Source organism: Vibrio sp. V10_P2A27P122, assembly GCF_963874335.1.
In the GTDB taxonomy this organism is placed as follows: Bacteria; Pseudomonadota; Gammaproteobacteria; order Enterobacterales; family Vibrionaceae; genus Vibrio; species Vibrio anguillarum.
The window spans coordinates 1-12,251 of the sequence record NZ_CAWNHY010000013.1; the positions used below are offsets into that span (position 1 = coordinate 1).

Here is a 12,251-nt window from a genome sequence, read left to right on the forward strand (position 1 = left end):
AACATACCTTCATCGCGCATTTTAGAAACGAAGTAGGTGGATGGAACAACAAGATCATAACCTTGGTTGTGAGTTTTTAGCTTTGCATACAGGGTTTCATTCGATTCATAAGTTGAATAAATGACCTTGATGCCGGTCTCTTTCGTAAACTGCTCTAGAAGACCACTGTTAATGTACGGCCCCCAGTTCATGAATACTAGTTCCTTGTTTTCATCCGCTGTTACTGCTCCAGAGAACAAAGAAAGCGCACATGCACTACCAGCTAATAGAGTAGCCCATTTTTTCATTGACGTTAGCTCCAAACCAAACGTTGCCTATTTTTAGGCGTTAGATAGAAAAACAGAATGACGATTTGTCATTCTGTTTCGTGTAATGTATTACAAGATGTCGATTCTACTTCACTTTTTCCCTTGCTAACAACTGTGATGTGATTACTAGAGCCAATGAGACAACTAACATCACGGTCGCCAGAGCGTTAACTTCTGGGGAAATGCCAACTTTAACCATAGAATAAATCTTCAATGGTAAAATCTCGTAAGTAGGGCCGGTTACAAACGAGCTAATGATCACATCATCTAATGACAGTGTGAAGCTCAGCAACCAACCAGCCGCAACCGCCGGTTTCGCTAATGGCAAAATGATTTTGGTCAAAATCACCCATTCGCCAGCACCGAGATCTTTGGCAGCTTCGAGCATCTTTACATCAAATCCGTTGAGGCGACTGTAAACAGTCACAACAACGAAAGGTAAGCAGAATGTAATGTGTGCAATCAACAAAGTAAGAAAACCTAGCTGAGCACCTAACACTAAGAATAGCGCAAGTAGCGAAATTGCCATGACAATATCTGGGGACATCATCACAACAAACAACATACCATTAACTGCACGTTTACCTTTAAATTGATAACGAAAAAGGGCTACAGCAGTTAAACTGCCAATCAGCGTCGCTGCTGTGGCTGAAAAAACCGCTACATTCAGCGAGTGCCATGCGGCCTGAACTAAGCTGTCGTTTGCAACTAGAGCGTGGTACCACTTCGTAGTGAAACCGCCCCATTTAATACCAAATTTGTTGTCATTAAATGAGTTTACAATCAGCACTATGATCGGTAGGTATAGAAATACATACACTAAACTCATAAAGCTAAATCTAACTGTTTTGCCCATTAGTCTAGCTCCACTTTCTTATTCAATAACTTACCAGCACGATAGTATGCATAAAGCATTACAGCCATCGCCAGAGTCAAGGCAATGCTGGTCGCGGCGCCGAATGGCCAATCACGAGCATTCAATACTTGGCTCTTAATCACGTTACCAATCAGCAGGTTTTTCGCGCCACCGAGTAAGTCAGCAATATAGAACATACCTAATGCTGGCAGTAACACCAATAAGCAGCCCCCGATGATACCCGGCATGGTCAATGGCAACACTACCTTCAGCAAAGTTTGAAGCTTATTTGCCCCTAGATCTCGCGCGGCTTCAATGTAGGTATCGTCCAATTTTTCAATAGCAGAATAGAGCGGAAGAATCATAAAAGGCAGCAAGATGTAAACCAAGCCAATCATTACCGCTGTCTCGGTGTACATAATACGCAGTGGTTTGTCTATGATGTCTAAAGCCATTAAAGCTTGGTTTAGGATGCCTTGCGTACCCAGCACTATTTTTAATCCGTAGGTACGGATAAGAGAGTTCGTCCAAAAAGGAACAATCACCAAAAACAGCATAATTGGACGCCATTTTTGTGGCATTTTTGCGACAATGTAAGCAAATGGATAACCAATAACCAAGCAGAGAAGGGTAGCCACAATTGCCATATAGAAAGAGTGCATGAGCACTTTGGCGTAAAGTGGATCCAATAGGCGTGTATAGTTATCAAGCGTGAAGGTCATTTCAATTAAGTTGGCTTCATCGCGAGTCAAAAAGCTAGTACCAATGATCATAACGTTAGGGATTAGCACAAACAGCACTAACCACCCAACAATCAATGTGATAATAGCATTTTGAAGATTAAGCTTCTTGCTCATCATCGAGTACTACCTCCCAGCTTTCAACCCAAGTGATAGCGACTTTCTGGCCGAGAGAATGGTCCACATCAGGATCATCTTCGTTAAAGAATTCGCTAACCGTCACGCGCATGCCTGATTCTTCCAATTCGACTACAGATTCTAGAGTCATGCCTTTGTAGGTACGTTCTGTCACGTGCCCAACAATGCCTTTTTCTTCTGACTCTTTAATCTCTTCGATGCGAAGATCTTCAGGACGCAGCAAAACTTGTAGTTTGTGTCCGGGTTGTACATTTTGATCGTGGTAAACCACCGCTTCAACACCTTCGATATGTGCACGAATACGCTTATCATCAATTCGTTCAATCGTTTCAGCATTAAATACGTTGATCTCACCGATGAAGCGAGCAACAAATAGGTTTTTAGGGTCTTCGTAAATTTCACGTGGAGAGCCATCTTGCTCAATTTTCCCTTCACGCATAACAATAATGCGGTCCGACATTGATAAGGCTTCTTCTTGATCGTGCGTAACGAAGATAAAGGTGATCCCAAGCTGACGTTGAAGCTGCTTAAGCTCCATTTGCATCTGCTTACGCAGTTTATAGTCAAGCGCGGATAAAGATTCGTCTAGCAACAGAACCTTAGGTTTATTAACAACGGCACGCGCGATCGCGATACGTTGTTGTTGACCACCAGAAAGTTGACTTGGTTTACGCTGGGCCATCGCGTCGAGACGTACCATCCGCAGTGCTTCCATCACACGGGGTTCAATGTCCGTCGTTGGCACTTTTTGCATACGCAAACCAAACGCGACATTTTCAAATACTGTCATATGTGGGAAAAGTGCATAGCTTTGAAAGACGGTGTTAACGTGTCTCTGTTCAGCAGGAACTTTTGTAACATCTTGATTATCAAGAGTAATTGAACCTTGATCTGCGGTTTCAAAACCTGCAATCATTCTTAGTACTGTTGTTTTACCACAGCCAGAAGGACCAAGTATCGTTAAGAATTCGCCATGATTAACATCAAGGTTTAGGTTGCCAATGATTTCCTTACCATCGAAACTTTTACTGATACCAGAAAGACGAACTACTGGTTTTCCTACTGATTTTTTTACGTTCAACGTCTGTTTTTCTCCCACCTTGGTCTATAGGGATGCCTATCTTACGACCTGTCGCTATACACAATTGAGGCGCGCATCATAATCACCAAAAGAGTGAATTCAAAGCGTTTTCTTATATTGATACAGAAAAAGTTTTGTAGGTAGCAGTAAAGATTGATTACCATACAGAACTAACTAACTGTTCAATGCTTTCAAGTGGTTAATTATCAACCAAACACATAATAATGCAAGATCAGTTTAGGCTTCTGATTTTGGACTAGAGTGTATTGCAGTATAATGACAATAACTTTGTGACCCAAATACAGGCAACTTGCTTTTCCGTTGCCTAGGACATTTTATGAATAATGATATTGAAAAAGATTTCAATTTAGGCGGTAGTGTAGAGCATGCGCTCAAGGGAGATTACGAGCTAAAAGTTAACGCCGTGCTCAAAGAGGCATGGGATTGTACGATCAAGCAATTTATCTCCTTTTCTCCTTCCATCGTGATTCTTTTATTTGTGCAGCTTGCGATCTTCTATATTGCTTTAAAATTGCAACTGGGTGATCCATCACTAATCTTGGATGCGTTAGAAACACCAGAAGCTTTCACAGGCAATATTGTACAAGCTATTTTTGTGGCTAATTTTAGCTATGAGGTCGTTAGTGCACCTATTTATGCTGGCGTGAGCTTAATGGCGATGAGTCATGTCGCTGGGTTAAGAACACAGCCAAGACATATAGGTAAGGGATTACAGTTCACCATCCCAGTGATTTTAGCAACGCTATTCAGCTTATTACTGCAAGGTGTAGCAGGAATGATTTTCCCATTGCTATCAATGTATTTGAGTATTGCGTTTAGCCAATCCATCTTATTGATCTGCGAAAAACGGGTTCCACCTATGCAATCACTGCTATTATCCTTACGCGCAGTAAATAAAAAAATCGTTCCTATTGCCGTGATTTATTCCGTGATCATGCTGATGTTCGTTGCCGCCGCGCTCTTTTATGGGATAGGTTTCATTTTTGTATTACCTTTCTTCTTCCATGCTAAAGGGATTATTTATCGCAATATGTTTGGCATCAAACTAAAGATCATAGCGACTAATCAATCCGACAATAATCCAAATTCTCAGGTGTTCAATGCGTAAAATAATCTTACTTACCGCCATCTCGCTCGTGGTTGTGAGCTGCAGCGTTTATTACGTCAAGCAAACCTCAACTGAGACGACTTACAAAAGCGACATTCCATCTTTGCAAGGTGCTAGAGCTGTTGGAAAAGCGCCTGACTTCTCAGCCATCGATGATGTGAATGAGAAAAAGCATGCTTTTTTTTCTTTCTTAAAACCAGGGATAGCTTGGGAAAATTTACGTGTTTTGCGAGAGCGTGAAATATTAGAGAGGATTGCACAACATCATCTAAGCAATCAGATAGCCAAAAGTGACTATAGTGAGGCGCAAAAACTCTCTAAGCGATATGAAGTACCGATTCCTGCAGAAGGCATCACTAGCGCATGGCTAGAAAACATGCTGCATCGAGTTGACATTTTACCCGAAGCGTTAGTCTTGACCCAGGCAGCGAATGAATCAGCTTGGGGAACCTCTCGCTTTGCAACTGAAGGAAACAACTATTTCGGTCAATGGTGTTACAGTGTAGGGTGTGGGTTGGTACCTTTGCAACGAGTGGAAGGTATGACTCACGAAGTGGCGAGTTTTGGTTCTGTTCAAGAGTCAATCCACGGTTACTTCATGAATGTTAACCGCAACTCCGCTTATCATGATTTACGAGAGATTCGTTTTCGATTAAGAAAAAATAATGCCGATTTATTGAGTGCTGACAGTGCCATGGAGATGACCAATGGCTTACTGAAATACTCAGAGCGCGGAGAAGCTTATGTGCAAGATCTTCAATCTATGATGCGTCACAATCAGCCTTTCTGGACAGAATAATAATGAAAAAAAGAACGCTTACCTTATTACTGACAACGTTATGCTTTGCTAACGCATTTCCCGTTAACGCTCAAGAGTATATGTTTACATACTCCAAGTTGTTTTCAGCAATGAAAAATAACGTGAAAGAAGAGTACCCCAATGTCAAAGTCGCTTATTATTTCCTTAATGCAAATACCAAGCAGCTCTGCCCAATAGAGAAGGCTTGGATGGAAAAAGAAAAGCACTATGAAGCGTTGAAAGTCAGTAGCAACCACGAACTACTACTTCCTTTAGACGATCATTTACGGCAAGCGAATCCGTTAGTGTTTGTCGATACTCCTCAAGATATGCGTTGTGACTTTTCGACTGTTGTTATGGCAAAAGAGCAGTTCAAAGAAGAAATATCTTACCAGCAGGTCGCCATCTTATTACCTCAGATGCAAAAATTACTGGAAGAGCTCGGCGGGATGTTTGCGAGTTGGTTCACACCCGATGTTTCTGGTGTCACACTCGAATTTGCCAATAATTTGAATTCGGTCATTCAGTTGAGTAACGGCGAAACCATTAACATAGAAAATGGCAAAGCCCAAGTGGATCTCAGTCAACTGGGTGAAGGTGGATCGATGCAGTTACCACAAGAAACGGTTCGCGTGTTACCTTATCTTCCCAAAGCGAAACATTAGACATGTTGGGCTAATATCAATAGGGCTGCATTCGCAGCCCTTATTCTTTTTATCTTTGTAGGAACATCAAATATTGGTGACATCCAACTTCAAACTAGGATCAAACTCCATCACGCTATCCTCATCTTCGAGCGCTAGGATTGGCATCTCTTCTTTATCAAAACCAATGTCGCCGCCATTAATAACGCCTGAATCACGGTTAATCGACTTAAAGTCAAACAACTTGAAATCAGCCAAATGGCTAGGCACTACATTTTGCATTGCACTAAACATGGTCTCGATGCGCCCAGGGAACTGTTTATCCCAGCCATTTAGCATTTGCTTAATGTTTTGACGTTGCATGTTTGGCTGAGAGCCACATAGATTACATGGAATAATCGGATACTCTCGCATGTTCGCATATTTGATAATGTCTTTTTCACGACAGTAGGCTAGAGGGCGAATTACCACATGTTCACCGTTATCAGACACAAGTTTAGGTGGCATTCCTTTGATCTTTCCACCATAAAACATGTTCAAAAATAGCGTTTCTAGAATGTCGTCACGGTGATGGCCTAACGCAATTTTCGTCGCACCGAGTTCTTTGGCTGTACGGTACAAAATGCCGCGGCGTAAGCGTGAACAAAGTGAGCAGGTGGTTTTCCCTTCAGGGATCTTATCTTGAACAATAGAATACGTGTCTTCTTCGACAATTTTATATTCAACGCCTAGCTGCTCTAAGTACTGCGGCAGAATGTATTCAGGAAATCCGGGCTGTTTTTGATCAAGATTCACGGCAATAAGCTCAAAGCTAACAGGGGCACTTTTCTGAAGGCTCATTAGAATATCCAGCATGGTAAAGCTATCTTTACCGCCAGAAAGACATACCATAATACGGTCGCCATCTTCAATCATATTAAAGTCAGCAATGGCTTGACCCGTATTACGACGGATACGCTTCTGAAGTTTATTGAAATTATATTGTTGAGCTTTGGTGCGCTCTTGAATTTGCTCAGTCATCAGTGTCTGGTCTTTAATCTTTAAAACAAAATAGAGTGCGTATGATACGGATAAATAGCGCAGATGCCAGATCTAACAAGTAAGGAAGATAAAAAATCCCCCTCGTCTATGACAAGGGGGATCGATGATAGATCAGGCTATTTTAAATAGAGGTTTTAGGATCTAAAGGGCTCACGTAGCCATGCGGCTTTAATGCTAAAACATCACAATTAATTTTATCAATGACTTGTTCTGCCGTGTTGCCAATAAATACTGCCGATAACCCTGTACGCCCCGTCGTACCAAGAATAACCATCGCCGCATTGAGCTTTTCGACTGCTTGAGGAATGACGTCTTCAGGCAAGCCTTGTTCTACAAGTGTTTGCGATTCATCTATACCATGCTTTTGTCGCAATGCCTTCATTGCCATCAAGTGGTGACCACGAACAGCATCAGTGTAGGTCATTGGATCAAACTCGGGCAGCTCAATGGTAATATTCGCTGGCGTAATAGGGTATGAATTCACCAGATAAGGTGTCGCACCTAAACGAGTGGTGAGGCTTTTTAGTTGTTCAACCATGCAATCATTTAAATCAATATGAGCCGGATTTTCTGACCCCACATGTACCGAAGCGATTATATTCGCATTCTGTGGCCAATCTGAATTTTTAACCAATAGCACTGGAGTTGGGCATTTACGCAATAAGTGCCAATCTGTCGGTGTAAAAATAACGGATTCCAGGACATCATGCTTGCGCGTCCCTTTGATCAGAATGTCATGTTCTCCGTAAAATATCTCAGCAATAATCGCTTCATAAGGGCGGTTATGCCACACCACTTTTACTTCAAATTGGATCGAACTATCAATATACGGTTCAGCTACTTTCCTCATCCATTGCTCGCGCTGATGGATAACACCACGTCGCATAGCATCACGTTCATCAACAGAGAGCATCGACGTCATGTCATAAGAGAAATCATAAATAGATAGAAAAAATGTAATGTGGCTAGAAGACGTGCTTTGCTGCGCTAACTGTATGGCTCTGGCAAGGGCGGGTTGTTCATCGTGGTTGATGTCAGCAACCACCAGAATCTTGCTATAAATACTCATATCGACTCCTTAATTATGGAGGAGGGCGTTAGAGTTACTTTAGCTCATAACCAGCGAGAATTTTAGAAAAAAAGAGAGTTTTTAACAGAAGTATGACGTAGCTCATTTAAGAGCTACCTCATTGAAGTTACTTAGTTTCTTTAGATACGCCTGCCAGTTCCATCAGTTGGTCATGGTCAAGGATTGTGATGTATTTGCCTTTAACGCTAAGGATTTCAGACTTCTGAAAACGGCCGAGTAGACGACTGATCGTTTCAACAGTAAGACCAAGGTAGTTACCGATATCACCACGAGTCATTGTCAGACGAAACTCTCTAGGGCTAAAGCCGCGCTGAGAGAAACGAGTCGACAAGTTATAAAGAAAAGCCGCCAATCTTTCTTCTGCATTCTTTTTAGATAGCAGAAGAATCATCTCTTGGTCGCCCTTAATTTCATTACTCATCAAGCGCATAATTTGTTGACGTAACTTAGGCATTTTACCCGAAAGATCATCAAGAATTTCGTAGGGTATTTCGCATACCATTGATGTTTCTAGAGCCTGAGCAAAGCTAGGATGAGAATCATCAGTGATCGCGTCAAAACCAACTAAATCACCCGCTAAATGAAACGCAGTGATTTGTTCATCACCTTGCTCAGTAATGGTATAACTTTTAATTGTACCTGAGCGAATAGCGTAGAGAGACTTAAGGTCGTCACCAGCTTTAAATAGCTCTTGGCCCTTTTGGATAGGTTTTTTACGCTCAATAATTTGATCAAGTTGATCAAGTTCAGATTCATTGAGAGTAAAAGGAATACAAAGCTGGCTAATGCTGCAATCTTGACAGTGAATTGCACAACCACCAGATTGAATGCGCTTTGCCGCTGGCTTATCAGAAATCATAACAACCTTTCACTTTTTGATGTACATCAATATTTTAGCACCCATTACCCCTAAAGGATAGCGAAAAAAGATGCCATAAATCAGACAGCTACCACGTAGATGATAAAATACTCACTGCTCCATAACCCGTGTATAGACCATAGAGTATGATAAAAATCGCAGCAAAATGACGAAATATGAATGATTGTTGAATGTTCTTCAAACGGGTCGCTCCGTAACCAACAAGAAGCATCGCAGGTAAGGTTCCCAAACCAAAAGAGGCCATAACCAGTGCCCCAGACAGCGCACTACCGGACACCACAGACCAAGTCAGTACCGAGTAAACTAGCCCACAAGGTAACCATCCCCAGATAAACCCAAAAGGGAGAGCGAACCACGTTTTCCTAAGCGGGAGCAATGATTGCCCAAAAGGCGAAATAAAACTCCAGATTTTTTGCCCAACCTTCTCCAGCTTCAACAGACCAAACCACCAACGCCCAACATATAATCCAAGTACAATCATTAGGCCTGCCGCAATGAGCCTCAACCAAATCAACGCATGATTAAGTGTAGAGAATTCGGATAGCGAGGCGGCGAGGCCTCCTAATAAACCGCCAAACAGCATATAGCTGGCAATACGCCCAAGGTTGTAAAAAACAAGCAGTATTGGGAGTCGATCACTGCGTTTTTCACCTAAGGTCAAAAGAGAAGCAATTCCGCCACACATTCCCATACAGTGGCCAGCTCCAAGTAAACCGATAAAGAAAGCACCAATCCAATCTGCGGTCATTTTTTCTCTTCTTTTGATGAGGTAAGTTCATCTTCATCAAACAAAATATTGTGTCCTTGGCGTTCTAAATCTTCAAACTGTTCGCTCTTTACTGCCCATAAAAAGATGATGACGGCGATCGTAACCAAAACGATCGCTATGGGGATCAATATATAAAGACTTTCCATCTACTTATCCCTCTTTTTGAGTAGTCGAAGAGAATTAGATACCACAATAATCGAACTCGCCGACATGCCCACAACGGCAATGTAAGGAGCAACCAGCCCCGCAACGGCGAGTGGCAAAACAATAATATTGTATCCAAGTGACCACGCTAAATTTTCCCGAATGATTTTGCGAGCTTTTAACGCTAAGCTTCTGGCTTCCAATAATCTGTCGAGTTTATCACCAAGTAAAACCATATCAGCGGATGCTTTTGCGACATCGGTTCCACCACCCATAGCGACTGATAAGTGCGCACCAGCAAGCGTTGGCGCATCATTAATGCCATCGCCAATCATCATGGTGATATCATCATCTGGTAACGACTTTAAGTAACTCAGTTTATCTTCTGGTTTGGCATTCGATACGACAATATCGATGTCCATTTCGGCGGCCACACTTTGTGCATTAAGTTGAGAGTCACCCGTTAATAGCGTGATCTTAATTCCTTCCTGATGGAAACGATCGATAAATTGTTTCGCTTCACTACGGATAGGATCGCGGTACGTGAAGGTCGCAATGTGTTGCCCGTTGAGCGACAGATAAATACGATTTGCTCGATCATCACTGATGTCGTTCAAAACAAATTCGGCGCTGCCGATACGAACATCGCCGCCTAAATATTTACCTTGAATACCAGACCCAATCATATTCTGCACATGCTCAACTCGAAACTCGTCATTACGATATTGCGCAAACGCTCTGGCAATAGGGTGATTGGCATGATGCTCCAAAGCAGCGGCTAGCGCCAAACAATGGTTTTCGTCTATACCACCATGCAACTCAACGTCACTAATTTCGATATCACCACGGGTCAACGTTCCCGTTTTATCAATAATCAAATGGTTAACTTTGCAAAGTGTTTCAAAGACATGGTTTTTTCTCAATAAAATACCAAAGTCACCCATTCGTGATGTAGCGCAAGTGATGGCTGTGGGGGTGGCAAGAGAAAGCGCGCACGGGCAGGTTGCCACCAAGACCGCTAACATGATCCAAAATGCATCTTCAGGTTTTGTCTGGTGCCAATAAAACCAAGTGGCTGCTGCAATAATCAAAATTACAGCCACAAAATATCTCGCGACAATATCAGCAATTTCTGCAATCTTAGGCTTAGACATTTGAGCTTCATCTTGCAGTCTAACAATATTGGAAATAACGGAATCCGCTTTAGATGCAGTGACTTCCAACTCGAAAGACTCATCGCCATTTAATGTACCAGCAAAAACAGCATCACCGACTGTTTTGACAACTGGTACTGATTCACCGGTCAACATTGATTCATTAATATGAATACGCCCATTCAACACTCGACCATCAGCAGGGACGTGTTCTCCAGGCAACACGCGAATTCGATCACCAAGAGCTAGAGTTTTTACAGGCACTTGACGGCCATCCAACGTAGTTGCAACCGCAGGGATCAATTTCAGTAAATTGCCGCTAGCCGCCGCGGCTTTTCTACGCGCCCGCATCTCTAAAAATCGTCCAACCAGTAAGAAAAAGGTAAACATTGAAATGGATTCAAAAAAGACTTCGCCTTGTTCAGTCACTGTCGCTATAAGACTAGCAACATACGCAAAAATAAGAGCGATAGAAACAGGGACATCCATACCTAATGTTCTGCCTCTAATGCTTCGCCAAGCATTGAGGTAAAAGGGAAGGGCAGAGTATAAAAGTACGGGGGTTGCAAAGATCAAGCTAACCCAACGAAAATAATTGCGAAACTCAGAATCAAGATCGCCGAAGACCTCAAGATAGAGCGCCACAGCAAGCATCATCACTTGCATGGTGGCTAGACCTGCAATACCCAAGCGATAAAGATATTGCTTCATTGATTGATGGTAGGCTGCCTCATGTGCGTCTGCTTCAAAAGGGGCAGCCTTATAACCTAATTTATGAATAGTGGAGAGTAATTCACTGAGTCGTGTTTGTGTCTTATCCCAACTGAGTAAAGCACGGTTGGTAGTGGTATTGACCCTTATCGAAATTACCCCATTTTTATGAGAGAGTTGTTTTTCAATTAACCAAGCACAAGCCGCACAGGAAACACCTTCTAACGATAACGTTACTTCGGACGTTTCGTTGTCGTTACGAACGAACTCTGCTTGTACATCATCATTATCATAATGAATGAGTGCTTTGAGCTGCTCTGGCACAAGCTCCACTTTATCTGCAGTGGTCGTTCGGTATTGGTAATAAGATACTAGGCCACTCTCTACAATGGTTTTAGCCACGGTTTCACAACCGGGACAACACATATCTCTGCTTTCACCTAGAATATCAACTTTATAATCCGTGTTGGCTGGTACATCTTCACCACAGTGGTAACACGCTTTGCACATAGTTTAATTCATTAATTGAGTAGAAGTTGGCATTGGAAACGTTACTCGACCTTGGATTAACCACTCCTCATTGTGAGGAGTGAGTTCGATGAACCAAGGGCCTTGTAACGGGGCAGGCAGGGTAATGCGATATATACCTTGTGCATCCGATGAGACAAGTTGTGTGAAATCACGGTCTGGCAGTGTCCGATGAGCAAACATCATTTTAATCGCGGGGTAGTGTTCAAGATCACCTTTATTAAATTTGAAGATAATAT

The 12,251-nt window shown here is 42.4% G+C and carries 13 protein-coding genes and 1 pseudogene; 3 read left to right on the top strand and 11 right to left on the bottom strand.

Annotated features, from left to right (window positions below; genetic code table 11):
* The 4 genes and pseudogenes from potD to potA all read right to left on the bottom strand — a co-directional run.
* A pseudogene (potD, locus tag AACQ17_RS00910) lies at positions 1-287 on the bottom strand (spermidine/putrescine ABC transporter substrate-binding protein PotD); the annotation flags it as partial.
* Between the two features lie 106 nt (positions 288-393).
* Positions 394-1,164 (bottom strand): spermidine/putrescine ABC transporter permease PotC, encoded by a 771-nt coding sequence (gene potC / locus AACQ17_RS00915; protein ID WP_013856883.1) that lies wholly within the window; start codon positions 1,162-1,164, stop codon positions 394-396.
* Positions 1,164-2,021, bottom strand: a complete 858-nt coding sequence (gene potB, locus AACQ17_RS00920) for a spermidine/putrescine ABC transporter permease PotB (RefSeq protein ID WP_026027331.1) — start codon at positions 2,019-2,021, stop codon at positions 1,164-1,166. The genes potC and potB overlap by 1 nt, the downstream gene beginning before the upstream one ends.
* Positions 2,005-3,141, bottom strand: a complete 1,137-nt coding sequence (gene potA / locus AACQ17_RS00925) for a spermidine/putrescine ABC transporter ATP-binding protein PotA (RefSeq protein WP_017047640.1) — start codon at positions 3,139-3,141, stop codon at positions 2,005-2,007. Before potA ends, potB begins: the two co-directional genes overlap by 17 nt.
* 319 nt (positions 3,142-3,460) lie before the next feature.
* On the opposite strand from potA, the gene AACQ17_RS00930 reads away from it, so the two are divergent.
* From AACQ17_RS00930 to AACQ17_RS00940, 3 genes are read left to right on the top strand one after another with little or no spacing between them, the layout of a single operon-like run.
* Positions 3,461-4,252 carry a membrane protein gene (locus tag AACQ17_RS00930; protein WP_026028002.1) on the top strand — a complete coding sequence of 264 codons (792 nt, stop codon included), beginning with the start codon at positions 3,461-3,463 and terminating at the stop codon, positions 4,250-4,252.
* A complete protein-coding gene (locus tag AACQ17_RS00935) occupies positions 4,245-5,051 on the top strand; it encodes a glucosaminidase domain-containing protein (RefSeq protein WP_017044710.1) in 807 nt (268 codons plus the stop codon). The genes AACQ17_RS00930 and AACQ17_RS00935 overlap by 8 nt, the downstream gene beginning before the upstream one ends.
* A 2-nt stretch (positions 5,052-5,053) precedes the next feature.
* Positions 5,054-5,716 carry a DUF2987 domain-containing protein gene (locus tag AACQ17_RS00940; protein ID WP_017047641.1) on the top strand — a complete coding sequence of 221 codons (663 nt, stop codon included), beginning with the start codon at positions 5,054-5,056 and terminating at the stop codon, positions 5,714-5,716.
* A gap of 66 nt (positions 5,717-5,782) precedes the next feature.
* On the opposite strand, the gene ttcA is transcribed toward AACQ17_RS00940, so the two are convergent.
* The 7 genes from ttcA to AACQ17_RS00975 form a co-directional block, all read right to left on the bottom strand.
* A complete protein-coding gene (gene ttcA, locus AACQ17_RS00945) occupies positions 5,783-6,715 on the bottom strand; it encodes a tRNA 2-thiocytidine(32) synthetase TtcA (protein WP_017044708.1) in 933 nt (310 codons plus the stop codon).
* Between the two features lie 142 nt (positions 6,716-6,857).
* Positions 6,858-7,805, bottom strand: coding sequence for a universal stress protein UspE (gene uspE / locus AACQ17_RS00950; RefSeq protein WP_017044707.1), 948 nt, complete (start codon positions 7,803-7,805; stop codon positions 6,858-6,860).
* Positions 7,806-7,932: 127 nt separating this feature from the next.
* Entirely contained in the window at positions 7,933-8,685 is a 753-nt protein-coding gene (locus AACQ17_RS00955) for an FNR family transcription factor (protein ID WP_010320258.1), read from the bottom strand.
* An 88-nt stretch (positions 8,686-8,773) separates the two neighbouring features.
* The gene (locus AACQ17_RS00960) at positions 8,774-9,454 is read right to left on the bottom strand and encodes a sulfite exporter TauE/SafE family protein (RefSeq protein WP_013856891.1); all 681 of its coding nucleotides are present in this window, start codon (positions 9,452-9,454) and stop codon (positions 8,774-8,776) included.
* Positions 9,451-9,621: a cbb3-type cytochrome oxidase assembly protein CcoS gene (gene ccoS, locus AACQ17_RS00965; RefSeq protein ID WP_013856892.1), complete on the bottom strand. Its 171-nt coding sequence runs from the start codon at positions 9,619-9,621 to the stop codon at positions 9,451-9,453. The genes AACQ17_RS00960 and ccoS overlap by 4 nt, the downstream gene beginning before the upstream one ends.
* Positions 9,622-11,994 (bottom strand): heavy metal translocating P-type ATPase, encoded by a 2,373-nt coding sequence (locus AACQ17_RS00970; RefSeq protein ID WP_094147421.1) that lies wholly within the window; start codon positions 11,992-11,994, stop codon positions 9,622-9,624.
* 3 nt (positions 11,995-11,997) lie between these two features.
* The coding region (locus AACQ17_RS00975; protein ID WP_170935190.1) for a FixH family protein at positions 11,998-12,251 on the bottom strand (254 nt) is incomplete at its 5' end.